Raw genomic sequence first — 25,828 nt, forward strand, 5'->3', positions numbered from 1 at the left:
AAATGTGGTGGTTATCTAGCCCTTCTTCAAGCAGGTCTTGTGTCACGCTCCCGTGAGTCGGGCAAGGGCATCGTCCAAGGCCCTGGCAGGCAGGTCGATCAGCCTTGGCGCTTCGGTGAACAGAAGGGCCGCCTTGACCTCGCGCCCGGGATAAAGCGGCTTGAGCAGGGCGCGATAGAGCGCAAGCTGCAGAAGATAGGCCGGCGGGACTTCGGCGAGCGAAGCGGGCGCCGGCCGGTTGGTCTTGTAGTCGACGATCGAAACCGTGTCCGCCGTCACCGCCAGCCGGTCGATCTTGCCGGAGATCGAGCGCATTTTGCCCCTGATCTGCAGGCTGCCCGTGATCGCCACCTCGGCGCGCGATGAGGGCGCGAACAACCGGCCGAGGCGTGGGTCGTCAAGAATGGCGATGACCGAGGCCAGGGCCTTTTCCCGCTCTGATGGCGGCCACCCGGCACCCGTTCGTGCGAGATAACGCTCGGCGGCCCCTTGGCGTTCACCCTCGGCAATGCCGGGCAGCATCTGCAGCAGCTTGTGCAAAGCGAGCCCGCGCTGCACGGCAAAGCCCGGTTCGGCATCGGCGTCCAGCACCGGGGAAGCCTCGTCGACGACCGCTTCCTTGCCTTCGTCGATCAGCGCGGAGGCACCGGATGGCGACAGCGGCCGCGGCAGGTCCTCGAAGGGCGGCAAGGGCCGGAACAGGGTTCCCGGCAACGGACCGAAAGCATCGGTCTGCCGCGCCTGTTCATCGGCGCTCGCCGCGACGGGCGGCAGCTTGGTCACGTGGAAACGATGCACCGGCTCGCCGCCGGCGGGATGCGCACGCTGTTCGCTTTCCGGCGCGCCAATCAGCGCGCGGCTGACGATCGAATGCCAGGTGCCGGTGTTCGGCGCCCGCTTGCCGTGATAGCCGCAGACGATCAGCCGGTCCTCGGCACGGGTCATGCCGACATAGAGCAGCCGGCGGTATTCATCGTCGGCGAGTTCGCGGGCGCGGGCGGCCGCCGCCTTCGAGAAGCCGTTGGCGACATCGCTGGCCGAACGCCAGAGATAGCCCTTGCCGTCAAAATTGCGGCCCGAGCCGTCGAACGGCATCAGGCGCGGCAGATGCTGGTCGCTGAACGGGGCGGAGCCGCCATCGACCAGGAACACCACCGGCGCTTCCAGGCCCTTGGCGGCGTGCACGGTCATGACGCGGACCTCGTCGCGCGTCTGGTCCATCTCGCGCTTGATTTCGGGGCCGGCATTTTCCAGCGTCGACAGGAAGGCCTCCAGGCCGGGCAGGCCGGTGCGTTCCTCGGCAAGGCAGAAACTCAGGAATTCATCGAGAATGTCGCCAGCTTCCGGCCCGAGCCGGGCGATCATTTTTCTGCGCACGCCGTCACGCGCCAGCAGGCCGGCATAGAATTCGAACACCGGCTTGAAGGCAGCCTCGTCAGCCCAGACGTCGAGTTGCGCGACAATCTTCGCCAGGCGCTCGTTTTCTTCGGCATGCTGGCGCAGCGACGCGGCCAGCGACAGGCCGGGAGGCCTCTGTGCCGCGAGCGTGAACAGGGCCTCCTCCGGCAGGTCGAAGATCGGACTGCGCAGCACGGCGGCGAGCGACAGATCGTCCTGCGGCTGGAGCAAGAGATGGCCGAGCGCGATCAGGTCCTTGACCGCGATGTGGCCGGGCAGGCTCAGCCGGTCGGCGCCGGCAACCGGAATGTCGCGGCGTTTCAAGGCGCGGGTCAGCGCATGGACAAAACTGTCGCGCTTGCGCACCAGCACCAGCACGTCGCCTGGGCGCAGCCGCTTGCCGCGGCCTTCGATGATCTCTCCCTTGCCGATCCAGCCGGCAATGGTCGCCGCGACATTTTCGGCAACGCGCACCGCCGGCGCATGGGTGTGGTCGATGGCCTGCGTCCAGTCGTCGGGTTCGTCGACGACGTCGGCGCCGATCGACGGCCAAACCTCGACATAGCCCGGCGCATCGGTGCGGATCGCCTTGTGGCTCAGCGGATCGGGATCATGGCTGATGCCGCGCCGCACGAGGGGATCGGCAAAGACGCGGTCGACGGCGGCCAGCACGTCGTCGGTCGAGCGGAACGACCAGGTCAGCTTGAGGTCGGCGAAGGACGCCTCGGCATCGCGCACGCGGCCTGCGAACAGCAGCCGGCTGTCGGCGAAGGAATCCGGCGCCGCCCCTTGGAACGAATAGATCGACTGCTTCTCGTCGCCGACGGCGAAGACCGTGCGGTGGACCCTGTCGCGCGCGCCGAGGCCGGCGAAAAATTCTTCCGCCAGCTGCTTCACCACCTCCCATTGATCCGGGCTGGTGTCCTGCGCCTCGTCGAGCAGGATGTGGTCGATGCCCTGGTCGAGCTTGTATTGCACCCAGGGGCCGGCGTCCGGCCGCGCCAGGAGGTTGACCGTGCGTGTGATCAAATCGTTGAAGTCGAGAAAGCCGCGGCTGCGCTTCAGCACGTCGTAGCGGGCGATCAGCCAGTCGGCGATGGTCAGTGCCGCGCGTGTGCCTTCCAGCATGCGGAACAGCGCCAGCCGGTCGACGGTTTCGATGATGGCGCTTGCCGCCGAGGCATAGCGCTCGGCCAGGTCCGGCAGCCGGTCGGTCAGGGCTTTCTTGAAGGCCTTTGCCGGATCGTAAGGATCGCCATCAGTCTTGAGGAAGGCTCTGGCGAGCGATTGCAGGCGGCGAATGGGATCGCTCTCGGCAAAAGCCTGGCGCGCATAGGGCAAGATGTTGTTCAGCACCGATCTGGCGTCGGTGGATTCGGCTGCCTGGACTAAGCCGGCAAAATAATCCGGCAGGAAGCCCGGCAGCGGCCAGACCGATGCTGCAATCCCTTCGGCGGTCTGGCCAGCGCGGAAATGGAACTCATCGAACAAAGGCTGGAAGCCGTCACTTCCGACGGCGTCGAGGAACTGCCGCAACCCGTCGCGCTTGCGCACGATCTCGCCGAGCAAGGCATCGAGACCGGCTTCGCCGCCACGTTCCAGCACGGTGGCGAAGGCGTCGGCCAGATCCGGGTTGCCGGCGGCCGTGCCGGAGATCATCTCGCGGCGCGCAGCAGCGAACAGCGATGCCTCCATCTGGCCGTCGAGCATCTCGAAATGGGCCGGAATATTGGCTTCGAGCGGGAACTGGTGGAGCACCGATTCGCAGAAGGCGTGGATGGTCTGGATTTTCAGCCCGCCCGGCGTTTCCAGCGCCTCGGCGAACAGGCGCCGCGCCCGGCGCATGGTGTCGCGGTCGGGCCGCCGTCCTTCCAGCGCCTCGATCTTCGCGGCCAGCTCGGCATCGCCGAGTACCGTCCAGTCCGACAGCGTGGAAAAGACGCGGTTCGACATATTGGCGGCGGCGGCACGCGTATAGGTCAGGCATAGGATCTTCGACGGATCGGTGCCGTTGAGCAGCAGCCGGATGACGCGCTGGGCCAGCACATGGGTCTTGCCGGAGCCGGCATTGGCCGACACCCAGGCCGAGTTCTGGGGATCGGCGGCGCGGGCCTGGCTGTTGGCGGTATCGCTCGGGATGGGATAGGCCTTCTTCATGCCTCCCCTCCCTCGTCGCCGGCATCGCCGCCGGCCGACCATTCGAGCACGCGGGCGAGATGGTCGTAGTCGCCATCGGTCTCGCCCTCGCGAAACGGCAGCGCGCGCGACAGATAACCGGTCTGCGAGTCGGCATAATGGATCAGCAGCTTTTCCAGCCGCGCCCAGGCCTCTTCGGCAAGATCGGCGGCGGTCCTTGGCTGGCGGTTGTGCTCGAGGATGGACTCCTCGAACACCTCGCCATTCGGCTTCAGCCTGATGAAGGCCAGTTGCGACGGTTCACGCGCCCCCAGATCCTTGAAGGCGCCGCGCCGGAGCAGCGCGCCTTCCAACGCCAGCTGCGGCGCGAGCAGCGTGTGCGCCTGCGCCTTGGAGGGCGAGGAGCCTGTCTTGTAGTCCAGTATGTCGGCCATGCCGCCGGCCAGCAGATCGACGCGGTCGGCGTAGCCGGACAGCGTCACGCCGGACTGGCCGACGATGGTCTTGCCGGCACGCTCCTCGGCATGGCGTCGGGTCACGGCATCGGCACGCGTGCGCTCCCATTCGACGATGTTGGCGGCGAGCTTCTCGAAGCGCGGCCACCACACCGCCTCGACATCGGCCGGAAGGGCGGCGTCGGCAAAGCAGGCGCGGCCGGCGGCAATGAGGCCGGCCAGCGCATCGGGCGCGCGCGGATCGGCCACCTCAGACGAGAACAGGTGTAGGATGGCGTGGAACAGCGTGCCGCGCTCGGCCGCACCGGGATCGCGGATCAGCGGATCGAGCGGCATCAGGCCGAGGATACGCCGGGCATAGACGGCGTAGGGATCGCGGCGCAATGTCTCGATCTCGGTGACCGAGAAGTGCGTCGGGCGCACCGCCAACGGCGGCTTTGGCTGCGGCCGCGGCGCGAAATCCTGCTTCGGCCCGGTATCGAGTGCGCGCGCCCAGGCGAGCAGCTCGTCGCCACGCCTTCGCAGCGCTGCCGCCTGCTCGTTGCCGATGAAGGTAAGCAGCCGCTGCAGCCAGCGTGACGGCACGGCCGGCGCGTCGCCGGAGCGCGCCGAGCGGGCCAGAACGACGTGCCTCGCGCCCATGGCCATCTGGAAATCATGCGCGGCAAGGCCGATACGACGCTCTGGCGGTTCGAGATCGATGCCGGTCTTCATCAGCCGCGACATGAAGCGGTCGCTCTCCGGCTTGCGCGGCCACACGCCTTCGTTGAGGCCGCCGATGACCAGCGTGTCGACATCCTGCAGCCGCGCTTCCAGTGCACCCCAGATGGCGATGTTCCTGTCGGTGCCTTGTGCCGGCTTGACCGTTTCGGGCGCGATCAGCGCGTCCATCACATCGGGCCATTCGCTGGCGGCGAATGACAGCGATGCCGAAGCGGCGACCAGCCCGCGCAGCAATTCCGCCAGCTTTTCACCGGCATCGCCGGCATAAAGCTCGCCCAGGCCGCCATCGGCGGAACGGCCGAGACTTTCCAAAGCCATGACGCTGGCTTGGACCAGCGCGGCAAGATCGGCATCCGCCTGGCCCCGAAACGCAGATAGCGGCGCCAGCGCTTCTGTCAGTCGTGCGAGCAAATTCCGAGCATCCTCGATGGAGCGCACGGTGAGGCGGGAAAACCAGAAGGGCGGCCGGCTGTCATCGCCGAGCCCGGTGAGGCGGTTTTCGAACAATTCCGGCAGAGAAACGATGTCGGGGCGGCCGGTGCCGCCGCGCAGCGCCACCAGTTCGACCAGTTCCGCTGCATGGGTCACGGCAGCCCGTTCCAGGCCGAGGCCGAGCAGCGGGTGCTTGAGCAGTGACAGCAGGCCGACGGGATCGCCCGGCCGGAACACCGCTTCCAGCGCCAGCCGGAGCAGGCTGGCCGCCGGGCTGTTGGCGAGCGGCGTGCCCCCGGAATCGTCGGCGACAACACCAAAGCGCCTGAGCTCCACCGAGACGCGCCGTGCCAGCGCGCGATCGCCGGTGACGAGCGCGGCCCGCTGGCCGGGCTGTTCGACGGCCTGCTTGAGCGCAACAGCGATAGCCACGGCTTCATCGCGTTCGCTGGCGGCTTCCAGCAGCCTCACCTCGGCAAAGGCGCCGGCAATGTCGGACGCCGAAAACCCGCTGCGTGTTTCGGCCCACAATTCGGTGGTCTCGGCCGGCCGCAGCGCCTCGCCGACAAGCGCGGCGCGAAGCGCAAGCTGCGGCTCGGCCGCGCCGATTTCCTCGACATCGGCGCGCGGCACGCCGATCTTGCCGATCAGCCGGGCCAGGCCATATTGCGGGTGGCCAAGCACGGCCGGCCGCGCGCCGGGAGCGATAAGCGCCTGGAAGGACGCTTCGTCCAGCGTCCGGTCGAGACCGGGCAGCACGATGGCGCCGCCGGGCAGGCGGGAGATCGCGGCAAGCAGTTCGGCCGTGGCGGGTATCGAGCCGGTCGAGCCGGCGGCGATGACCGGCCCGGCCGGCGGATTGCGCCGCAGACGCGCCGCCTCGGAGCGGATCAGCGCGCTGCGATGCGCGGCCGGGTTGGAGCGGTCGCTCTCGCTCAGGAATTTCGGCCAGGCGTCGGTGACGATGCCCAGGAATTCGAGCGTCACCTGCCACCAGCCGGCAAGATTGCCGGTCACCAGATCGGCAAGCTTGGTCCAATCGGTGCCTTCCGTCTCGATCTCGTCCATCAGCCCCGCAAGATCGCGCGCCAGCCAGATCGCGTCGGCGGTGGAGGCCGGGATGACGATTTCCTCGGCGAAAAGCTTCGCCACATGCTCCGGCAGTCGGCGTTTCCAGGCCCGCACCAGCGGCGTCAGCAGCAACAGGCGTTCGATCGCCGAGATCGGCGGCGCGAGATCGATCGCCGCCGATGGCTCGGCCTCGAACAGGGCCTCGTCCTCGTCGAATTCGCCGAGCGGTCGGATGACCGGCAGGATCGCCGAACCGCCGCCGCCGCGTGCCTTCAAACTGTCGACGAAGACACCGCGCAAGGCGCGCGCGGCACGACGCGTCGGCACATAGATGGTGACATCGGCGAGCGCGAGCGGATCGCCGTCGAAACGAAATCCCGGGACCAGGCGACCGGCAAGCAGCGCCTCGGCCAGCGTCGGCAGGAACGGCGCTCCGGGGGGGATCGAGAAAACGCGGCTCGAGCCGCTCATTGCGACTCGGTTAGCGCGCCGGCGACGGTTTCTTCCGCCAGCGGAATGGCATCGGGCGTGCCGACCGTGATCCAGCGGCCGTGCATCGGCATGCCGAACAGCCGGCCGGCGGCGATGGCCTTGTCGAAATAGGCGTTGAGTGAATGCGGTTCGGCCGTTGCATTCTTGAACAGACGCGGATGAATGATCGCCGCGCCGGCATAGATCAGCCCCGCCGGATCGCCTTTTGAACGCCGCAACGCACCGTCCGGCGCCACCAGGAAATCGGTGCTGCCACAATGTCCCGTCGCCTGATGGAGATCCGCCAGCATCAGCAGAATATCCATTTTCGCGGCGTCCCATGCAAGGGCAAGCCGCCCGAGATTGAGCGGGCCGTGGTCGATCCAGAACGTGTCGGCGTTCAGGATGTAGAAGGGGTGTTGGCCGAGTTCCGGCAACGCCTTGACGATGCCACCGGCGGAATCGAGCAGCCGCTCGCTCTCATCGGAGATGACGATCTTCGGCGCCCGACGCGCCGCGACATGGGTGACGATCTGTTCGGGAAGATAGTGGACGTTGACGACGGCCTTGGCGACGCCGGCGGCGGCGAGGCTGTCGAGCCCCCAGTCGAGCAAGGTCTTGCCGGCGATCCCCACCAGCGGCTTCGGGATCGTATCGGTGATCGGCCGCATGCGCTTGCCGAGCCCGGCGGCAAGTACCATTGCAGTTCTGGGGACGATGGCGGTGTCCGGTCTTGCTGTCACAGCGTCCGTTCCTCAAGCAAGCCGTAGGCCTCGTAGAAATTCCGCAGGCTGGCAAGCGCCGGGTGAGACAGCGCCCGGCGCAGATAGTCGCGGATGCGCGGCAGGTGCTTCAAATAATAAGGTTTGCCGTCGCGCTTTTCGAGACGCACGAAAATGCCGAGGATCTTGGAATTGCGCTGCGCGGCCATGATTGCGTAGGCTTCCAGGAAACTCGCCTCGTCGAAAGCCCCCGCTGCGTGACGCGCCGCGACATAGGCATCAAGTGTTTTCTTCTCGATCTCAGGCGAGATGGTGACGCGGGCGTCCATGGCGAGCGAGGCGACGTCATAGGCTGAAGGCCCGATCAGCGCATCCTGGAAATCGACGATGCCCAGCCGGTCATGCCCGGCGCGGTCGTCGCGCCAGATGATGTTGGGCGAATGGAAGTCGCGCAGCATCAGCGTGTATTCGCTGCCCTGCAGCCGGTCGAAAAGCGCGTTCCATTCCCTGGCATAGCCGGTGCGCAGATACTCGCTGGCCAGGCCGCCCGATATCGCCGGCACGTACCAGTCGACCAAAAGATCGGCTTCGATCATCATCGCGTCGCGGTCGAAGGGCGGCACCTCGTGCAAGCTGCTCGGACCCGATTGCAGGCGTTGCGGCCAGGTCTTGCCATGCATCATGGCCAGCAGTTCGGCCGCCGCCGCATAGCGTTCCGCTATGGGCTCGCCGTCCTTGCCGAGAAACCCTTGCGAACCGAGATGTTCGAGCAGCAAAAAACCTTGGTCCTGGTCCTCGGCATGGATTTGCGGAACGCTGACGCCGCCGGCCTTCAAGGCGCGGTCGATGGCGACGAAAGCGGACACCGACTGGGCGGTGTGGGCGATCACGGCATAGGGTTTGCCGTCGCGCACGGGCGGGCCGAGCACCAGCCGCGGCGAGTTCATCAGGACGCGCGGCTCATGGCCCGCGAGCGTCACGATCTCGTACGAGCGGGCCGAGGCGTCGCCGATGAAATGGCGCCGCCGCGCTTCGCCCCAGCCGGCATTTTCGAGAAAACCGCGCATGGCCAGCGACCGCGCCGCGCGGTCGAAGGCCGCCCCTTGCCCAGACAGTCGCGCCAGCCGGCCCTCGCCATGCTGGACGAGTTCGATCGAGAGCGTCGTCTCCGGCAGATAGCCTTCCGCCCGCTCGGGCCATTCGACGAGGGCAGCGCCTTGCGTCAGCGCTTCGTCGAAGCCGAGTTCGTCGAGCTCGGCTGCCGAGCCCAGGCGGTAGAGGTCGAAATGGTGCATCGGAATGCGCGTGTCGTAGCTCTGCACCAAGGTGAAGGTCGGGCTCGGCACATCGAGGCCGGCATCGTCAGCCAGCGCTCGGATCAGCGCCCGCGCCAACGTCGATTTGCCGGCGCCGAGATCGCCCTTGAGCGCCAGCACGTCGCCGGCGCGCAGGGAAAGCGCCAGATCCTCGCCCAGCCGCGCTGTCTGTGTCTCATCCGGGAGCAGACGCTCCAGCACAGGTCCCGTCATCGAGCGCGCTACTCGGCCGCGGCGCGGATGCCCGGCATGTCGGGGAAGGTGCAGATGACGGTCGTGCCCTTGTCCTTGCCGGTTTCGATGCGAACATTGCCGCCATGCAGTTCGACAAAGCTCTTGACGATCGACAGGCCGAGGCCGGCTCCGCGCCGGCGACCGCCATTGGCGCGCGGCTCGAAGCGGCGGAATACCGAATCGAGCACATCCGGCGGCATGCCGGGGCCGTCGTCGTGAACGGAAAATTCCACCCCGTCCGCTAGATGCCGGCAGGCGAGTCGGATGGTGCTGGCTTCCGGCGCGTAATTGACGGCGTTGCTGAGCAGATTGTAGAGGATCTGGCGGATGCGGGTCTCGTCGCCGTGGAACGTCTTCGGCGCGGCAGCGGCGTCGACCTCGAGCCGGATCGAATGCTCCTGCAGCCGGTCGGCAACCAGTTCCGCTGCCGCCGCGATGGTGCGGTCGACATGCACCTCGGAAATGTCGAGCTGCATGATGCCGGCATCGACGGTCGCAAGGTCGAGTATGTCGTTGACGATGGTCAGCAGCACCGAGGAGGACGAGCTGACATGCTCGACATATTCGCGCTGCTTTTGGTTCAGCGGTCCGGTGGTGGGGAGTGAAAGCAGTTCGGTGAAGCCGATGATGTTGGTCAGCGGCGAACGCAGTTCGTAGGACACGTGCTGGACGAACTCGTTCTTGAGCTGGTCGGACTTCTCCAGCGCCTCGTTCTTGTCCTTCAGCGCACGTTCGATATGCACGCTGTCGGTGACGTCGACGAAGGTCATCATCACTTGCCCGTTGGGCAGCGGGATCACGGCATAGCGCAGCACGGTGCCGTTGTTGAGCTCGCTCTGGCCGTGGCGGTCGCGGCGTTCGTCGTCGAAGCCGGTGATGGCGGCGACGAAGCCGGGCCAGGGGCTGTCGACCGCCTGGCGGTCGCAAAGGTCGCGTATGGCGGAAACGTGCACATTGGGCTTGGCGGCTTCACCGCTCAATCCCCAGAGCGTCGCAAAGGCCGGGTTCGAGAGGCGCAGCCGACCGTCGGGCCCGAACACCGCCACGCCTTCGGCGAGGTTGTCGAGCGTCTCGCCTTGGACGCGCACCGCGGTGCGGTAGCGGCTTTCCAGGTCCATCTTTTCGGTCAGGTTCTCGAACACCCACGTGACGCCACCCTTGGGCTGCGGATTGGCGACGACGCGGATGGTCTTGCCGTCGGGCAGATGCCACCAATGTTCCTGCGATTCGACCGCACGATAGGCGCCGAGCAGGCCTTCCTTCCAGCGGCGCCATTCCGGCTGCTCGGCAATCTTGCCTTCGCTGCGCAGCCGGTCGAGCAGAAGCGCATTGTCGGGTGCGCTGTGCAGGAAGCCGCTGTCGAGCCCCCATAGTTTCTGGAAGGCCTGGTTGAAGAAGCGCAGCTTCTCGTCGGCGTCGAAGATGGCGACGGCGGTGTTGAGTTGGTCGAGCGTATCGGCATGGCTGCGCACCGTCCGCTCATATTCACCGCGGATGGCCTCGATGGCGCTGGTGTCGGCGGCAAGGCCGGCCGAACCGTCGGCGCCGGCGAAGTCGGTCACCGCGAAGACGCGGCGGTCGCCTTCGATCACCGTGGACAGCGACTGCTCGAAGACCGGATGCGTCTTGTGCTGGGCGTCGATCGCCTCGCGTGCCTGGCCGCCGAGGAATTCCCTGGCGTCGCGGACGGCGGCTTCCGCGCTTTCGGCTTCGACCGCGTCGGCATAGGCCCGGTTGACCCATTTCAGGCGGCCATGCTCGTCGCGCAGCCATGCCGGCATCTTCAGCGCCTCGAGCAGGCCGATCATCGTGTCATGGTCGGCGGCCAGCCGCTGGTTGTCGATCTTCAGCCGGGCCTGGCTGCGCTGGGTCTCGGAAAGCGAGACAAACCGCACAAGTATGTGCGCGGCGCTCTTGCGGCCATGCACTTCGAGCGGGGCGCCGGCCTGCGATTCGATGACGAGGTCGAAGGGCCTGGCCTTTTCGCGCAAGCCCGCGATGGCGTGCTCGAGCGCCGCCGCCGAGCGTGGCATCAGCCAGCGGCCGAAGGCGAGGAAAGCCGCCCGATCCTCTGGCGCGCCGCTTTCGACCGGCAATGTGCCGATGAGTTCGGGTTTCTTGTTTTCCGAGGCCCAGACCACCACGCGCTGGTCACGCAGATTGAGCAGCGCTTCCGAACGGCGCAGTGCCGCATTGATGTCGGCGACGCGGCTTCTCAGTTCGACATTCTCCGCCGAGGTGCGGGCCCGTTCGCGGATGAGAACGATGGCCGACAGAAATGCGGCGCCCGTCACGCCGACGAACACGGCAAGCTGTATGACTTCGATCGTGTTGATCGACAGGCCGGCGGTGGCCACGGCGGCGTTCTCGGCATGCGCCGCGGCGCTGGCCAAGGGGCCGGCCAGCGCGGAACTGGTCAGGAACAGCCCGACGCGGGCACGCCATGACAGGCGCCCGCCCGGAATGGTCGAGCCTGTGGTCCCCGAATCGTCGTGGCCGCCGGAAACGGCCGATCCCGCTCCTTGCGGGTTTTGCCCCGGCATGTCTTGGTCCTCTCCGCCGCCTGAATGCAAGACCGCCCTGATACGCGCCTCTCTTGATCCTCTCTCGGGCCGGAAGCGTCGCGAATCACCTGACAATAAACCCTCGCCGAATCGCCGTGAAGGCTGATCGCGCGCAAAAATAAGGCCGGGAGAAAAGTCAATCGCCCGGCCTCAATATCTGGTGGTAAATTCAGCTTTGGTTAATAGCGGTAGTGTTCCGGCTTGAACGGACCCTGCGGCGTGACGCCGATATAGGCGGCCTGCTCACCAGACAGTTCGGTCAGGCGCGCGCCGAGCTTGTCGAGGTGCAGGCGTGCGACCTTCTCGTCGAGATGCTTGGGCAGGACATAGACCTGGTTCTGGTACTGTTCGCCCTTGGTGAACAGCTCGATCTGGGCCAGCACCTGGTTGGTGAAGGACGCCGACATGACGAAGCTCGGATGGCCGGTGGCGTTGCCGAGATTGAGCAGGCGGCCTTCCGACAGGAGGATCATCCGCTTGCCGTCCGGGAAGGTGATCATGTCGACCTGCGGCTTGACGTTGGTCCATTTCAGATTGCGCAGCGAGGCGACCTGGATCTCGTTGTCGAAGTGGCCGATATTGCCGACGATCACCATGTCCTTCATCGACCGCATATGGTCGAGGGTGACGACGTCCTTGTTGCCGGTGGTGGTGATGACGATGTCGGCGGTCGGGGCAGCGTCTTCCAGCGTCACCACTTCAAAGCCGTCCATCGCCGCCTGCAGCGCGCAGATCGGATCGACCTCGGTGACCTTGACGCGGGCGCCGGCGCCCTTGAGCGAGGCCGACGAGCCCTTGCCGACGTCGCCATAACCGCAGACGACCGCGACCTTGCCGGCCATCATCGTGTCGGTGCCGCGACGGATGCCGTCGACCAGCGATTCCTTGCAGCCATACTTGTTGTCGAACTTCGACTTGGTGACGGAATCGTTGACGTTGATGGCGGGGAAGGGCAGCAGGCCCTTCTTCTGCAGCTGGTAGAGCCGGTTGACGCCGGTGGTCGTCTCTTCGGTGACGCCGCGGATCGCCGCCTTCTGCTTGGTGAAGAAGCCCGGCGAAGCCTTCAGGCGCTTCTTCACCTGGGCGTAGAAATATTCCTCTTCCTCGCTCTGCGGGTTGGACAGCACGTCCTCGCCGGCTTCGGCGCGGGCGCCGATCAGGATGTACATGGTGGCATCGCCGCCATCGTCGAGGATCATGTTGGAGAGGCCGCCGTCAGCCCACTGGAAGATCCGGTCGGTGTAGTCCCAATATTGTTCGAGGCTCTCGCCCTTGACGGCGAAGACCGGAATGCCGGCCTCGGCGATGGCAGCGGCGGCGTGGTCCTGGGTCGAGAAGATGTTGCAGGAGGCCCAGCGGATATCGGCGCCGAGCGCCTTCAGCGTCTCGATCAGCACCGCGGTCTGGATGGTCATGTGCAGCGAGCCGGTGATGCGCGCGCCCTTCAGCGGCTTCTTGGCGCCGAATTCCTCGCGGCAGGCCATCAGGCCCGGCATTTCGGTTTCGGCGATATCGAGTTCCTTGCGGCCCCAGCCGGCAAGCGAGATGTCGGCGACCACATAGTCCTTGCTACCCGTCATGGCAGTACTCCGATGCGAATTGTTATGCTGCGAATTGGTTGCGGATGCGCCCGCGCCGGTCGGCGCGTCGAAGGGCGCGAATTGCCGGCCTGACTAGCAGATCAGGCTCAAGACGACAATGGGATATAAAGAAATCTTTATCCCTGCATGTCTCGCGAGCATGCCTGGGGCGGGATCAGCATTCCTCGCCGAAGCGGGAGGCGACAAGCTGCTCCAGTGCGTCCATGACCTCGAGCGCTTCCGGCCCGCTGGCGGTGACGCGGATCGAGTAGCCCGGGCTGGCGGCCAGCATCATCAGGCCCATGATCGACGTGCCGCCGACCTTGACGCCGTCCTTCTCGACATGGACCGCGGCGTCGAAGCCGCTGGCGAGCTGGACGAATTTCGCCGAGGCGCGTGCATGCAGGCCGCGCTGGTTGACGATCGGAAACTCCCTGGTGATCGGATCTTTGGCGATCTGGTCTTTTTCCGGGGACAGCGCGTTCATTTGCTGCTCAGAAGCTGGCTGGCTACATTGATGTATTTGCGGCCGGCGGCCTGCGCCTCGTCGAGCGCGGCGGCCATGTTGTCGCCCTTGCGGATCGAGGACAGCTTGATCAGCATTGGCAGGTTCATGCCGGCGATCACCTCGGTGCGGCCGGACTCCATCACCGAAATGGCGAGGTTCGACGGCGTGCCGCCGAACATGTCGGTCAGCACGATGACGCCCGCTCCGGTATCGACACGGGCGACCGCATCGACGATGTCGCGGCGACGCTGTTCCATATCGTCGTCGGCACCGATCGCCACGGTTTCGAAATTGTCTTGTGGCCCGACGACATGTTCGACGGCATGTCGGAACTCGGTGGCCAGTTGACCGTGCGTTACAAGCACGAGTCCGATCATTCTTTGGTGGCTCCCGTCATCGCCGCTTCACAGGCGCATTTTATGCTCGCCAGCCATTCCAGGCGGCGGGAGCGCTATCTTGTCGACGCACGGCCCGTTGACAAGCCCAAAATTGCGCCGGCCCATGCCATTTTGACGCATTGCAGCAAAAAATCGGCAGCGGATCATAGAAAAGGCGCGATCGACAGCCGCGCCATCACGGCCGGCAAGGCCGTGGCGGCGTTACGCTCGGCAAGGTCGATACGCGGCACCGCACAGCCTGCGACCGGCTCGCTGATTTCCTCCTGGAAACGGGCCATCTCTGCCTTTGGCACCAGCCTCACATGCAGGTCGATCACCCCGCCCGGCTCGAACGGCAGCCGGCGCGGCATGAACCCAGGCACTTCGGCGAGACCGGCGATGGGCGCCGGCACACGACAGACCAGCCGCCCGGAGCGGGGCGCGGCAAGCAGCCTGTCGTCGCCGATCAGCCGCGAGAACAGCCCGCGCGCGCGGCAATGATCCAGGAGTGTCAGCGCCAGCGTCGTCTTGCCGGTGCCGGACGGCCCGGTGATAAGGACGCCGCGCTCCCCGATCAGGATCGCGGTTCCGTGAATGTTTTCTGGCTGCGCAACTGGATCAGGCACGATCATGTCTTTGGCTGAAGCATGATCTCTGGACGAACGGAACCGTTCGTCCGAGCAAACCGGTCTCCGCTTCGTGAGATCACGCTTCGGCCGGCAGCGTCACGACGAAGCGCGCGCCCTTGATCTCGCCGGGCTTGGTGCCGGGGATGTTCTCGGCGGTCAGCGTGCCGCCATGGGCCTCGACGATCTGCCGGGAAATCGACAGGCCAAGGCCCGAATTCTGGCCGAACGCCTCGCCGGCCGGCCGGTCGGTGTAGAAGCGTTCGAAGATGCGGTCGATATTGTCGGCGCGGATGCCGGGACCATTGTCGTCGACGGTCAGGATGTTGAACTTCCCGGCGCGGGCCAGCGACAGGCTGATGTGGCCATGGTCCTCGGGAACGAAGGAGCGCGCATTCTCGATCAGATTGGTGACGACCTGGCCGATGCGCAGATCGTGGCCGGCGACGAAATAGCCTTTCACGCCCTGTGGCAGCTTGGCGACCTTGAGCTCAATCTCGACAGCCTTCTTGTTGCGCGTGGTCTCGCGCGACACGGCGACGAGGTCGGTGATGAATTTCTTCAGGTCGACGGTTCCCGCATCCTCACGCGCCAGCTCGGCGTCGAGGCGGGAAGCATCGGAAATATCGGTGATCAGCCGGTCCAGCCGGCGGACGTCATGCTGGATGATCTCCATCAGCCGGCTGCGCGAATTGTCGTTCTTGGCCAGCGGCAGAGTTTCCACCGCGCTGCGCAGCGAGGTCAGCGGGTTCTTCAATTCATGCGACACGTCGGCGGCGAAGCTTTCGATCGCCTCGATGCGCGCATAGAGCGCGTTGGTCATGTCGCGCACCGCGATCGAGAGGTTGCCAATCTCGTCCTGCCGGTCGGAGAAATCAGGAATTTCCTCGCGGCTCTTGACGCCGCGCCGGACCCGCACCGCCGCCGCCGACAGCCGGCGCAGCGGATTGGCGATCGTCGAGGCCAAAAGCATCGACAGGATGGCGGTGACCAGTGCCGCGATGCCGAAGACGCGCAGGATCGCCTTGCGCTCGGCGGCGACGATCTTGTCGATGTCGCCGCCTTCGGTCGACAGCATCAGCACGCCGAGAACGGCGCGGAAGCGCTGGATCGGCACTGCCACCGAAACGATCTGCTCGCCCTGCTCCGAGACGCGCACGATCGTCGACGGGCTGCCGGTCAGCGCCTTGACCACTTCCGGGAAGGCCGAGCCATTGCCGCCCGGTTGCTCGCGATAGACCGGCAGGTCGGTGTTGCGGAAGAAGTCGAATATGAATTTCTGGACGCGCTCGACAAGGTCGGGCTGTTCCTCCTCGACCGGCGGCAGATCGTAGCGCAGGATCTGGCCGCGCGAATAGAGGTGGCGCGAATCGAGCAGCAGATTGGCGTCGCGGTCATAGATGCGGGCCCGCGTGCGGGTCGGCGAGATCAGCCGCCGCAGCACCGGCGCGACACGTTCGGGATTGATCGGGAAATCGAGATTGTCGAGCTGGTCGGAGCCCGGGCCCAAGCTTTCGCCGGCCTGCAGCTCAAGCAGCTTTTCCGGGTCGATGCTGATCGAATCGGTCTCGACCGTCGCCGACGCCGCGATCGCGCCGGCGATTATCTCGCCCTGCGTCATCAGGCTTTCGACGCGGGCATCGATCAGCCCGTCGCGGAAGGTGTTGAGATAGAGGATGCCGGTGACCAGGACAGCCAGGCCGGCAAGGTTGAGGAACAGGATGCGCCGCGTCAGGCTGGAAAAGATGTGGTGGCCGAGGAAGCGGCGCATCGGCACCGTGATTTTCGAGACGAAAGACGGCATGATGCGCGACGGCCGCCTGGCGGCGCCCGTCGGTCTTGTTCGCTGTGCTTCCACTGCCATCGAATAGCAGGCCCTGTTTAGTGAGTAGGCAGTAGGGGTTAGGCAGTAGGGAATAGAGAAATGGCTGAGATTCCCTACTGCCGAACCCCTACTGCCTATTCCCTATTCACGCTTCCCGGAACCGATATCCCACGCCGTAAAGGGTTTCGATCATTTCGAAGTCGTCGTCGACAGCCTTGAATTTCTTGCGCAGCCGCTTGATGTGGCTGTCGATCGTGCGGTCATCGACATAGACCTGCTCATCATAGGCCGAATCCATCAGCGCATCACGGCTTTTTACGACACCGGGACGCTGCGCCAGCGAATGCAGGATCAGGAATTCGGTGACGGTGAGCGTCACCGGTTCACCCTTCCAGGTGCAGGTATGGCGCTCCTGGTCCATGACGAGCTGGCCACGCTCGAGTGAGCGGGCCTGCTGGCTGGGCGCCTTTGCCGCAGCTTCGCGGGCGCTGGCGCGGCGCAGCACGGCGCGCACCCGCTCGACCAGAAGGCGCTGCGAGAACGGTTTGCGGATGAAATCGTCGGCGCCCATCTTGAGGCCGAACAATTCATCGATCTCATCGTCCTTGGAGGTCAGGAAGATCACCGGCAGGTCGGACTTCTGGCGCATCCGGCGCAAGAGCTCCATGCCGTCCATGCGCGGCATCTTGATGTCGAGGATGGCAAGATTCGGCGGACGCGCCGCCAGGCCTTCCAGCGCGGACGCACCATCCGTGTAGGTCTCGACGCGATATCCCTCGGATTCGAGGGCGATCGACACCGACGTCAGAATGTTGCGGTCGTCATCGACAAGCGCGATTGTTGCCATTTCAAGCGGCTCCCTCATGAGCTGTCCCTTCTTTCGTAGAGAAGGGGCTTTTGCAGGACAAATTAGGTACAAAATGTGGCATAGGCCTTGTCCGCTGTCACGCGCGGGGTGCCGCAGGCCACAATCCTACCTCGACACGGATTGGACGAACGAACATCGCCAATCCTTTGGGCAACCGTGAAACTTTTCGCATATATAAACGATTTAAACAACTTTCAAAATTTTTAAATCGATTAATGATTTGATATCATTTGGCTTTTCTGGTTTTGACCATCTCAGCCCGCTCGGCGGGCGTGCCGGAAATGCGCCGGCAAGGATGCGGCAAATCGTAGAAGGGACACCAATGTCGGAAGTCGGCAAACGCAATCCTGCTTGCCCGATCGATCGTATCGGCCTGAAAACCACCGGTATGGTGCGCTATAATTTCGGTGCGGCCGCCCTTTATGAGGAGGCGATCCGGCGCGGCGAGGCCCGGCTGACCGCGCATGGCGCGCTGGTCGCCGAGACCGGCCAGCACACAGGCCGTTCGCCCAAGGACAAGTTCGTCGTCCGCGACGCCGCCACCGAGGCGCATGTCTGGTGGGACAACAACAAGGCGATCTCGCCGGACCAGTTCGAAACGCTGTTCGCCGATTTCCTTGCCCACGCCGCGGACAAGGATCTCTACGTTCAGGACCTCGTCGGCGGCGCTGATGCCGAACTGAAACTGCCGACCCGCGTCATCACCGAGTTTGCCTGGCACTCGCTGTTCATCCGCAATCTGCTCATCCGTCCGGACAAGGCCGAGCTCGAACAGTTCGTGTCCGAGATGACGATCATCGACCTGCCGTCCTTCCGCGCCGACCCCGCCCGCCACGGCAGCCGCACGGAAACGGTGATCGCCGTCGACCTCACCCGCAAGATCGTGCTGATCGGCGGCACCTCCTATGCCGGCGAGATGAAGAAGTCGGTGTTCACCGTGCTCAATTATCTACTGCCGCAGAAGGGCGTGATGCCGATGCACTGCTCGGCCAATGAGGGGCCGGCCGGCGACGCGGCCGTCTTCTTCGGGCTTTCGGGAACCGGCAAGACGACGCTGTCGGCCGATCCGTCGCGCACGCTGATCGGCGACGACGAGCATGGCTGGGGCCCGCACGGCATCTTCAATTTCGAAGGCGGCTGCTACGCCAAGACGATCAAGCTGTCGGCCGAAGCCGAGCCGGAGATCTTCGCCACCACGCAGCGCTTCGGCACGGTGCTGGAAAATGTCGTGCTCGACGCCGATGGCGTGCCGGACTTCAACGACGGCCGCCTCACCGAAAACACACGCTGCGCCTACCCGCTCGACTTCATCCCCAATGCCTCGAAGACCGGGCGCGCCAATCATCCCAAAAACATCATCATGCTGACCGCCGACGCTTTCGGCGTGATGCCGCCGATCGCGCGGCTGACCCCGGCGCAGGCGATGTATCATTTCCTCTCCGGCTACACGGCCAAGGTGGCCGGAACCGAAAAGGGCGTCACCGAACCCGAAGCGACGTTCTCGACCTGCTTCGGCGCTCCATTCATGCCGCGCCATCCCTCCGAATATGGCAATCTGCTGCGCGAGCTCATCGCCAGCCACGACGCCGATTGCTGGCTGGTCAACACCGGCTGGACCGGTGGCGCTTACGGCACCGGCAAGCGCATGCCGATCAAGGCGACGCGTGCTCTGCTTGCCGCCGCGCTCGACGGATCGCTGAAGACAGGCGAATTCCGCACCGATGCAAATTTCGGCTTCAAGGTGCCGGTGGCGGTGCCTGGCGTCGACAGTGCCATTCTCGATCCGCGCTCGACCTGGGCCGACAAGCCTGCCTATGACCGCCAGGCGGCAAGGCTGGTCGGCATGTTCGCCGTCAATTTCGAGAAATTCGAGCCGCATGTCGATGCAACCGTCATGGGCGCGGCGCCCCGCATGCAGGAAGCGGCGGAGTAACAGCCCGGATCGCTCGGCATCATTGCCGCTCGGCACCCTTGATGGCCCGGTTTCGATCGGGCCTTTTCTTTTTCATGCCGCCGCGCCATGACTGCGGCATGCCGATCGACGACAACATCATCATTGCGGACGAAGCCGTGATCCATCCGGGCGACCTGCACGAGGATTTCATCCGCTCGTCAGGCCCCGGTGGCCAGAACGTCAACAAGGTGGCGACCGCCGTGCAACTGCGCTTCGACGCGGCCAACGCGGCCGGCCTGTCGGAACGCGTGCGTGCCCGCACGATCAAGCTTGCCGGCCAGCGCGCCACCAAGGACGGCGTCATCGTCATCGAGGCCGGGCGCTTCCGCACCCAGGAGCAGAACCGGGCGGACGCCCGGGCGAGGCTCACGGCGCTTGTCGCCAAGGCCGCCGAACCGCCGCCGCCGCCCCGCAAGAAGACCAGGCCCTCGAAAGGCGCGGTCGAGCGGCGGCTGAAGAGCAAGGCCGGACGCGGCACGATCAAGAAGCTGCGCGGCCGCGTCGGCGACGACTGATCCGTCTGCCGGAGCGTTTTCGGGTCGTTGTCAGCACCTCCATGTGGCATTCTTCAAGGTCAACGCAGCAACCGGATTGTCAACCGACCTCATGCTCGTTCTGCCCAAAGGCGTTCGCCACATGCCGGCCTATCTCTCGCGCGCCATCCAGGACGCGCTGGTCGAGGATGTGCGAAGCATCGTCCAGCAGGCTCCGCTGTTCGTGCCGGCCATGCCGCGCACCGGCAAGGAGATGAGCGTGCGCATGACCAATTGCGGCCCGCTCGGCTGGGTCACCGACAAGGAGCGCGGCTATCGCTACCAGCCGACGCATCCGTTGACCGGAGAGCCATGGCCGCCGATCCCGGAGGGGCTGCTCGAGCTTTGGCGGCAGGTGTCGGGCTATCCGAATCCGCCGGAGGCCTGCCTCATCAATTTCTACACGGCGGACGCGAAGATGGGCCTGCACCAGGACCGCGACGAGGCCGATTTCTCGGCGCCTGTCGTCTCCGTCTCGCTTGGTGACGATTGCCTGTTCCGGGTCGGCCAGACGACGCGCGAGGGCGCCACCAAGTCGTTCAGGCTGAAGAGCGGCGACGTCGTCGTGCTTGGAGGCGAGGGCCGTCTCGCCTTCCACGGCGTCGACCGCATCTATCCCTCGACCTCGGCGCTGCTCAAGAATGGCGGCAGGATCAATCTGACGCTGCGGCGGGTGACGAAGCCGCACGAGAACGCCTCATAAGCCGATCTTGATGCAAGTCCCAATCGAGGCTGCCAGGTGGAGCGCCACGGCATCGCCATCGCGCCCGCAATTTCGGGATCCGTGGGGCGCGAGCGGGTTACGCCTCGATTTCGAGAGCCGAAAGCGGCTTCGAGCAACAGGCAAGGATGAAGCCGTCATCGATCTCGTGATCGAGGATGCCGCCATTGTGGCTCATCTCGACGGCACCGGAGACTTTCTTCACCTTGCAGGTTCCGCATAGGCCGAATTCGCAGGCAGCGGGGATCCGCACGCCAGAGGCGCGCGCCGTCTGCAGCACTGTCTGGCCGGCGACGCACTCGGCATCGACACCCGAAAGCGCGAAGCGGATCGGCGTTGCTTCGACGGGAACGGCCACGCCGTCTTCCCCGGGCGCTGCGAACGGTGCCGGGATTTCCTCCACCGCGGGTGCGGCGAAGCTCTCCTGGTGATACTTCGTCATGTCGAAGCCGGCGGCGTCCAGCATGCCGCGCACGGCGCGCATGAAAGGGTCCGGCCCGCAGCAGAAGATCTCGCGTTCGCGGAAATCGGGCGCCAGCAGCGGCAGCCGGATCGCGTCAATGCGGCCCATATGGCCGTACCAGCCCTCGCGGCTCGATCGCTCCTCGATCATGAAGCCGAGCGACAGGCCCGGCATATGGCCGCCGAGCAGTTCGAGCTCCTTGCGGAAGATGATCTCTTCCGGGCGCCGCGCGCAATTGACGAAGCCGACATCGGTCCATGGCGCGCAATCGTTCAGCCAGCGCAGCATCGACATCATCGGCGTCACACCGGAACCGGCCGAGATGAACAGATATTTGGCGGCCGGGTGGCTGTGCAGGGAAAAGTCGCCGTTCGGTCCATAGGCCTTGACGTGCGAACCGGGCACAAGGTGATCGAACATCCAGCGTGTGCCGATGCTGCCTGCCTGCGCCTTCACCGTCACCGCGATCGAGAACGGCCGCGACGGCGACGACGACAGCGTATAGGTGCGCATCAGCGGCCCATCCGGCGTCGGCAGTTCCAGCGTCACGAACTGGCCCGGCTTATAGCGGAACCAGGTCTGGTTGTCGGAGCGGAAGGTGAAGGTCTTGACGTCAGGCGCCTCGTCGCTGACGCCGATCACTTCCAGCACCTGCAGCCTGTCGTTCCAGGGCGCCATCTGGTCGAGATGGCGATAGAGGCCAAGATCCGTCATCGCATTCATCCCTCTTGTCCTTTCATTTTGCGCATGGCGTCATCCCAAAACCGCGGAACACTTTTGGGCGCCATGCGCTAGGCAACGCTGCGCAGGGCCGGCCGGCCGTCGTCGGCAAGACGCGGACCGATGAAGCGGGCGTACCAGTCGACGAACTGGATCACACCGCCCTCGTGCAGCTCCGAATAAGGGCCGGGTTCATAGGCCGGCGACAGGATGCCGAAAGCGTTTTCCTCGACGATGCGGCGGTCCTGGTCGTTGGTCTCGGTCCAGACATGGGTGAGTTCGGCAAGATCGTAGTCGACGCCCTCGATCGCATCCTTGTGCACCAGCCATTTGGTCGTCACCGCGGTTTCCGTGGCGCTGATCGGCAGCACGCGGAAGGTGACGGCATGGTCGATCAGGATATGGTTCCAGGTCGTCGGGTAATGATAGTGCATCAACGTGCCGATGCGGTCGGCCGAGACGCTGTCGGACAGGTTCTTCTTCACCGCCCGCTTGCCCGTCATCGTGTAGCTGACCGCGTCGCGCAGCAGCGGCGCGCGGGTGGCGCGGTATTGTCCAGCCGGGTCGATGCGGAACTTGCTCGGCAGGCCTGCCGCCTCGCATTTGGCCCAGTGTGCCAGCATCTCCGGATCGCTGTCGGCGCCTTGCACGCCGGTCACCGTCGGGGCTTCCGGGAAGGTCTTGCAAAGCTCTGGATGGTTGCCGGCGCAATGGTAGCACTCGCGGTTGTTTTCCCAGACGAGCTTCCAGTTGCCCTTCTCGACGATGGTGCTCTCGAAGGCGATCTTTGCTTCGCTGAGCCGGTGCGGCTTGAGATAGGGTTCGATCATCGCCCGCATCGGTGCGAAGTCGGCGGGTTCCTTGGCCAGGCAGATGAAGATATAGCCAGCCACGCTTTCGCAGGCGACCGGCTTCAGGCCGAACTGGCTCTTGTCGAAACCTTCGGCCATCTGGCGGGCAAACAGCAGCCTTCCGTCCAACTCATAGGTCCACTGGTGATAGGGGCAGACCAGTTTGGCGGCCATGCCCTTGTCGGTGTTGCAGACGCGGCTGCCGCGATGGCGGCAGGAATTGTGGAAGGCGTTGATCCTGCCCTGCTGATCGCGCACCAGCACGACCGGATAGTCGCCGATTTGCACGGTGATGAAGCTGCCGGGCTTGGGCAGTTCGCAATCATGGCCAATGAACAGCCAGTCGCGATACCAGATCAGCTCCATGTCGAGCTTGAAGAAGTCGGGATCGGTGTAGAAGGGCTGCTCGAGCGAGAAGCCCTCTCTGCGGCTGTTCAAGAGCCTCAGCATATCGTTGCGCGCGTCCATGTCCTGTCCTCTTCGTTCAAGGACTGACTATGGTGGTGATTGAGGAAGGATCGGCCACGCGCCGGCGAGCGCCGGGCATGCAGCATCCGCCTCTTGACCGCCCACCGCGATCAGTCGAGTTCAAATTCTCGGGCTGGTTTCCGGGCTCTGGAGTGTCCTTGCGGACGGTCGCGACACCTTCCCAGGCTTTCGCCCAGTGGTCTCCCGTTGCGACTTGAACTCCACCACCGTTGCGGGGGCAGCGCCGGACTTTGACCGGCTTCCCAATTCTCCGCCTCGTCGTCACGAAGCGGCACCTGAGATGACATGATCTAATCACGACGGCGTTTGCGACATCGGCATGAAAGCGACATCGCATCCATGTGGCGCGACACGCATGCGCAACGATCAGGTCACGGACAGCCGTCACGAAAATCGATTGTACCGACCGTCAAAATCGACCCGGAAAGGGAGCAAAAAAGGTTAACGGTTTCGAAAAGTGACTATTAGCAGATTCTAAAATCGAACCGAACGGTTCGTTTCTGTTGACGGTGCGTGCAGGAGGGTGTGAACGCTGGGCCTCCGATACAGTCTGTGATCTTGCGGCTGGTTTTAACTAAACAACTGATATCAGTAGGAAAAATGTTTGACTTGGGAGCCCCTGGCACAATTTCAAGTGGTGGATTCTTGGTCCACACGGAACAACTTCGTGATTGGAAACGGCGATCTGGCTTTCCCACATCGAGGCAGTCCGAACGACGCGATTTCAATCCCAAGACACGCCGCTAGACGGACGGAAAAAATACTGGAGTACTAAAAATGAAAAAGATTGTTTTCACTGCCGCCGCCCTTCTGGCCATTTCCGGCAGCGCCTTCGCTGGTAGCGACCACTATGGTTCGAATGCCCCTGCAGCCACTGCTGCCGTCGACAGCTCGTACACCGCTTCGACCAAGAAGTCGGAACCGGCTGCTCAGACGCCTGCCCAGGGCGCCGATCGCAACCTCTTCGGCAACAACTAACAACAGGTGCCGGCTAATGGCAGGCTCTTCGCCCGCCGCTCTGGCCGACTCTGAGAAATTCAGGAGACCAACATGAACAAGATCATCCTTGCTGCGGCCGCCGTCCTGGCCATTTCCGGCAGCGCTTTCGCGGGCAGCGACAATTTTGGCTCCGACGGCGCCAACCAGCCGACCGCTACGGTCGACCATTCCTACACAGCTTCGGTCGACAAGTCGGCTCCGGCCACCCAGGTGCCTGCTCAGCAGGGCGCTGACCGCAACCTCTTCGGCAGGTAATGCCGGTTTACAGGAATGGCGGCTCGCCCGGCCATTCCTGCGAAATCCAGAAATTCAGGAGACTAACATGAACAAGATCATCCTTGCTGCCGCCGCCGTTCTGGCCATCTCCGGCAGCGCCTTCGCTGGCAGCGACAATTTTGGCTCAAAAGGCGCCAACCAGCCGGCCGTAACTTCGCCCTCCGTAACTTCGATTGACAACTCGCGTACGGCTTCGATCCGCGAGAACGGCTCGCCTGTCTACAAGCTGCTCAATTCGTCGGGCGACGTGCAGAAGTCAGCTCCTCAGGGTAGCGACCGGAACCTCTTCGGCCGTTAACAGCCGAAGCTGACTTTCCAAAAAAAGCGGCGGGCCTGGCCCGCCGCTTTTTTTGTCGCCTTGACCCGTTAGCGCTGGCGGCCTCAGGCCGCTTTTGCTTCCGGCCTTTGCAGCGCGAAGGAATGTCCGTCGGCATCGAAGATATGCAGGTCCTCGGCGTTGGCGCTCAGCCGCAATGCCGAACCGCGTTTGACCTCGACATTGCCCGGCAGTTTGGTCACCAGCGGCAGGTCGGCGCGGCCGATGTCGACATAAACCAGCTGAACCTCGCCGAGCTGCTCGATATAATCGACCGTTCCCTCGAACAGATAGTCCGCGCCGCTGGCGATCATCAGGTCTTCCGGCCGCACGCCGAAACTGACCGCCGCGCCCTTGGCCGAGGCGGGCGTCGTGATCGGCACCGTCGCCTTGCGGCCGCCGACATGGTTGACGACGGTCGGGTTGCCGGTCTTGTCGATGGTTGCCGGCAGGATGTTCATGGCCGGCGAGCCGATGAACTGGGCGACGAACAGATTGCCGGGTTTCTTGTAAAGGTCCATTGGCGTGCCGACCTGTTCGACATGGCCATCCTTCAGCACCACGATGCGGTCGGCCAGCGTCATCGCCTCGACCTGGTCGTGGGTGACATAGATCATCGTCGTGTTGGGCATCGATTCCTTGAGCTTGGCGATCTCGATGCGGGTCGCGACGCGCAGTGCGGCGTCAAGGTTCGACAGCGGCTCATCGAACAGGAACACTTTAGGATTGCGCACGATGGCGCGGCCGATGGCGACACGCTGGCGCTGGCCCCCCGACATCGCCTTGGGCAGCCGGTCGAGATATTTGGTTAGCTGCAGGATTTCCGCGGCCTGGCGCACGCGGCGGTCGATCTCGGCCTTGTTTTCCTTGCCGATCTTCATCGAGAACGCCATGTTGTCGTAGACCGTCATATGCGGATAGAGCGCGTAGGACTGGAACACCATGGCGATGCCGCGCTTGGACGGCGGCACATCGTTGACCACTTCGCCATCGATCTTGAGCTCGCCTGACGTGATTTCCTCGAGCCCGGCGATCGAGCGCAGCAAGGTCGACTTGCCGCAGCCCGATGGACCGACGAAGACGATGAACTCGCCCGATTTGATATCGAGGTCGATGCCGTGGAGAATGTTGAGATTGCCGTAGGACTTCTTCACTTGCCTCAAATTGACATCGGCCATTGGTTTCCTCCCAGTGATTTCG

Annotated in this window: 20 protein-coding genes and 1 riboswitch; of the genes, 6 read left to right on the forward strand and 14 right to left on the reverse strand. The window is 64.5% G+C overall.

The genetic code is table 11. The annotated features are described in order from the left end of the window. Positions 1-42 precede the first annotated feature (42 nt). The 11 genes from addA to ACWGS8_RS19650 all read right to left on the reverse strand — a co-directional run bounded on the left by addA (position 43) and on the right by ACWGS8_RS19650 (position 17,285). Positions 43-3,555, reverse strand: a complete 3,513-nt coding sequence (gene addA, locus ACWGS8_RS19600) for a double-strand break repair helicase AddA (RefSeq protein WP_454582470.1) — start codon at positions 3,553-3,555, stop codon at positions 43-45. Further along, positions 3,552-6,686, reverse strand: coding sequence for a double-strand break repair protein AddB (addB, locus tag ACWGS8_RS19605; RefSeq protein ID WP_454582471.1), 3,135 nt, complete (start codon positions 6,684-6,686; stop codon positions 3,552-3,554). The genes addA and addB overlap by 4 nt, the downstream gene beginning before the upstream one ends. Next, a complete protein-coding gene (locus ACWGS8_RS19610) occupies positions 6,683-7,429 on the reverse strand; it encodes a nucleotidyltransferase family protein (protein WP_454582472.1) in 747 nt (248 codons plus the stop codon). The genes addB and ACWGS8_RS19610 overlap by 4 nt, the downstream gene beginning before the upstream one ends. Then, positions 7,426-8,937 carry a tRNA (adenosine(37)-N6)-threonylcarbamoyltransferase complex ATPase subunit type 1 TsaE gene (gene tsaE / locus ACWGS8_RS19615; RefSeq protein ID WP_454582473.1) on the reverse strand — a complete coding sequence of 504 codons (1,512 nt, stop codon included), beginning with the start codon at positions 8,935-8,937 and terminating at the stop codon, positions 7,426-7,428. Before tsaE ends, ACWGS8_RS19610 begins: the two co-directional genes overlap by 4 nt. A gap of 8 nt (positions 8,938-8,945) precedes the next feature. Then, the gene (locus ACWGS8_RS19620) at positions 8,946-11,501 is read right to left on the reverse strand and encodes an ATP-binding protein (protein ID WP_454582474.1); all 2,556 of its coding nucleotides are present in this window, start codon (positions 11,499-11,501) and stop codon (positions 8,946-8,948) included. Between the two features lie 200 nt (positions 11,502-11,701). After that, positions 11,702-13,102, reverse strand: a complete 1,401-nt coding sequence (gene ahcY / locus ACWGS8_RS19625; RefSeq protein WP_010912937.1) for an adenosylhomocysteinase — start codon at positions 13,100-13,102, stop codon at positions 11,702-11,704. Positions 13,103-13,277: 175 nt separating this feature from the next. Continuing rightward, positions 13,278-13,589: an HPr family phosphocarrier protein gene (locus tag ACWGS8_RS19630; RefSeq protein ID WP_454582475.1), complete on the reverse strand. Its 312-nt coding sequence runs from the start codon at positions 13,587-13,589 to the stop codon at positions 13,278-13,280. Continuing rightward, the gene (locus tag ACWGS8_RS19635; RefSeq protein WP_010912939.1) at positions 13,586-13,987 is read right to left on the reverse strand and encodes a PTS sugar transporter subunit IIA; all 402 of its coding nucleotides are present in this window, start codon (positions 13,985-13,987) and stop codon (positions 13,586-13,588) included. The genes ACWGS8_RS19630 and ACWGS8_RS19635 overlap by 4 nt, the downstream gene beginning before the upstream one ends. 164 nt (positions 13,988-14,151) lie before the next feature. Beyond that, entirely contained in the window at positions 14,152-14,613 is a 462-nt protein-coding gene (locus tag ACWGS8_RS19640; protein ID WP_454582476.1) for an HPr kinase/phosphorylase, read from the reverse strand. 79 nt (positions 14,614-14,692) lie between these two features. Next, the gene (locus ACWGS8_RS19645; RefSeq protein WP_454582477.1) at positions 14,693-16,477 is read right to left on the reverse strand and encodes a stimulus-sensing domain-containing protein; all 1,785 of its coding nucleotides are present in this window, start codon (positions 16,475-16,477) and stop codon (positions 14,693-14,695) included. A gap of 106 nt (positions 16,478-16,583) precedes the next feature. Further along, a complete protein-coding gene (locus ACWGS8_RS19650; RefSeq protein ID WP_010912942.1) occupies positions 16,584-17,285 on the reverse strand; it encodes a response regulator transcription factor in 702 nt (233 codons plus the stop codon). A 343-nt stretch (positions 17,286-17,628) separates the two neighbouring features. Here ACWGS8_RS19650 and ACWGS8_RS19655 point away from each other — a divergent pair, with 343 nt between their 5' ends. The 3 genes from ACWGS8_RS19655 (at position 17,629) to ACWGS8_RS19665 (ending at position 20,496) form a co-directional block, all read left to right on the forward strand. Next, a complete protein-coding gene (locus ACWGS8_RS19655; RefSeq protein WP_454582478.1) occupies positions 17,629-19,239 on the forward strand; it encodes a phosphoenolpyruvate carboxykinase in 1,611 nt (536 codons plus the stop codon). A 98-nt stretch (positions 19,240-19,337) separates the two neighbouring features. Next, positions 19,338-19,775 (forward strand): alternative ribosome rescue aminoacyl-tRNA hydrolase ArfB, encoded by a 438-nt coding sequence (arfB, locus tag ACWGS8_RS19660; RefSeq protein WP_010912944.1) that lies wholly within the window; start codon positions 19,338-19,340, stop codon positions 19,773-19,775. Between the two features lie 91 nt (positions 19,776-19,866). Further along, positions 19,867-20,496: an alpha-ketoglutarate-dependent dioxygenase AlkB family protein gene (locus ACWGS8_RS19665; RefSeq protein ID WP_454582652.1), complete on the forward strand. Its 630-nt coding sequence runs from the start codon at positions 19,867-19,869 to the stop codon at positions 20,494-20,496. Positions 20,497-20,593: 97 nt separating this feature from the next. On the opposite strand, the gene ACWGS8_RS19670 is transcribed toward ACWGS8_RS19665, so the two are convergent. Together ACWGS8_RS19670 and ACWGS8_RS19675 are read right to left on the reverse strand one after the other, a co-directional pair. Further along, on the reverse strand, positions 20,594-21,691 hold the full coding sequence (locus ACWGS8_RS19670; RefSeq protein WP_454582653.1) for a 2Fe-2S iron-sulfur cluster-binding protein: 1,098 nt from the start codon (positions 21,689-21,691) through the stop codon (positions 20,594-20,596). A gap of 77 nt (positions 21,692-21,768) precedes the next feature. Further along, positions 21,769-23,016, reverse strand: coding sequence for an aromatic ring-hydroxylating oxygenase subunit alpha (locus ACWGS8_RS19675; RefSeq protein WP_454582479.1), 1,248 nt, complete (start codon positions 23,014-23,016; stop codon positions 21,769-21,771). A gap of 114 nt (positions 23,017-23,130) precedes the next feature. Next, positions 23,131-23,331, reverse strand: a riboswitch (cobalamin riboswitch). Between the two features lie 483 nt (positions 23,332-23,814). On the opposite strand from ACWGS8_RS19675, the gene ACWGS8_RS19680 reads away from it, so the two are divergent. The 3 genes from ACWGS8_RS19680 to ACWGS8_RS19690 all read left to right on the forward strand — a co-directional run bounded on the left by ACWGS8_RS19680 (position 23,815) and on the right by ACWGS8_RS19690 (position 24,610). After that, on the forward strand, positions 23,815-24,015 hold the full coding sequence (locus ACWGS8_RS19680) for a DUF680 domain-containing protein (protein WP_454582480.1): 201 nt from the start codon (positions 23,815-23,817) through the stop codon (positions 24,013-24,015). 72 nt (positions 24,016-24,087) lie between these two features. After that, positions 24,088-24,291, forward strand: coding sequence for a DUF680 domain-containing protein (locus tag ACWGS8_RS19685; RefSeq protein WP_454582481.1), 204 nt, complete (start codon positions 24,088-24,090; stop codon positions 24,289-24,291). 67 nt (positions 24,292-24,358) lie between these two features. After that, the gene (locus ACWGS8_RS19690; RefSeq protein WP_454582482.1) at positions 24,359-24,610 is read left to right on the forward strand and encodes a DUF680 domain-containing protein; all 252 of its coding nucleotides are present in this window, start codon (positions 24,359-24,361) and stop codon (positions 24,608-24,610) included. A gap of 83 nt (positions 24,611-24,693) precedes the next feature. Here ACWGS8_RS19690 and ACWGS8_RS19695 read toward each other — a convergent pair whose 3' ends face one another. Next, positions 24,694-25,806 (reverse strand): ABC transporter ATP-binding protein, encoded by a 1,113-nt coding sequence (locus tag ACWGS8_RS19695; protein WP_454582483.1) that lies wholly within the window; start codon positions 25,804-25,806, stop codon positions 24,694-24,696. Between the last annotated feature and the right edge of the window lie 22 nt (positions 25,807-25,828).

The sequence above is a fragment of the Mesorhizobium sp. 43Arga genome (assembly GCF_053714255.1).

Bases quoted from the DNA above. Each gene is read 5' to 3' on its own strand.
- addA (WP_454582470.1), bottom strand. From the start codon at position 3,555: ATGAAGAAGGCCTATCCCATCCCGAGCGATACCGCCAACAGCCAGGCC.
- addB (WP_454582471.1), bottom strand. From the start codon at position 6,686: ATGAGCGGCTCGAGCCGCGTTTTCTCGATCCCCCCCGGAGCGCCGTTC.
- tsaE (WP_454582473.1), bottom strand. From the start codon at position 8,937: ATGACGGGACCTGTGCTGGAGCGTCTGCTCCCGGATGAGACACAGACA.
- ACWGS8_RS19620 (WP_454582474.1), bottom strand. From the start codon at position 11,501: ATGCCGGGGCAAAACCCGCAAGGAGCGGGATCGGCCGTTTCCGGCGGC.
- ahcY (WP_010912937.1), bottom strand. From the start codon at position 13,102: ATGACGGGTAGCAAGGACTATGTGGTCGCCGACATCTCGCTTGCCGGC.
- ACWGS8_RS19630 (WP_454582475.1), bottom strand. From the start codon at position 13,589: ATGAACGCGCTGTCCCCGGAAAAAGACCAGATCGCCAAAGATCCGATC.
- ACWGS8_RS19635 (WP_010912939.1), bottom strand. From the start codon at position 13,987: ATGATCGGACTCGTGCTTGTAACGCACGGTCAACTGGCCACCGAGTTC.
- ACWGS8_RS19645 (WP_454582477.1), bottom strand. From the start codon at position 16,477: ATGGCAGTGGAAGCACAGCGAACAAGACCGACGGGCGCCGCCAGGCGG.
- ACWGS8_RS19650 (WP_010912942.1), bottom strand. From the start codon at position 17,285: ATGGCAACAATCGCGCTTGTCGATGACGACCGCAACATTCTGACGTCG.
- ACWGS8_RS19655 (WP_454582478.1), top strand. From the start codon at position 17,629: ATGTCGGAAGTCGGCAAACGCAATCCTGCTTGCCCGATCGATCGTATC.
- arfB (WP_010912944.1), top strand. From the start codon at position 19,338: ATGCCGATCGACGACAACATCATCATTGCGGACGAAGCCGTGATCCAT.
- ACWGS8_RS19665 (WP_454582652.1), top strand. From the start codon at position 19,867: ATGCTCGTTCTGCCCAAAGGCGTTCGCCACATGCCGGCCTATCTCTCG.
- ACWGS8_RS19670 (WP_454582653.1), bottom strand. From the start codon at position 21,691: ATGACGGATCTTGGCCTCTATCGCCATCTCGACCAGATGGCGCCCTGG.
- ACWGS8_RS19675 (WP_454582479.1), bottom strand. From the start codon at position 23,016: ATGGACGCGCGCAACGATATGCTGAGGCTCTTGAACAGCCGCAGAGAG.
- ACWGS8_RS19680 (WP_454582480.1), top strand. From the start codon at position 23,815: ATGAAAAAGATTGTTTTCACTGCCGCCGCCCTTCTGGCCATTTCCGGC.
- ACWGS8_RS19685 (WP_454582481.1), top strand. From the start codon at position 24,088: ATGAACAAGATCATCCTTGCTGCGGCCGCCGTCCTGGCCATTTCCGGC.
- ACWGS8_RS19690 (WP_454582482.1), top strand. From the start codon at position 24,359: ATGAACAAGATCATCCTTGCTGCCGCCGCCGTTCTGGCCATCTCCGGC.
- ACWGS8_RS19695 (WP_454582483.1), bottom strand. From the start codon at position 25,806: ATGGCCGATGTCAATTTGAGGCAAGTGAAGAAGTCCTACGGCAATCTC.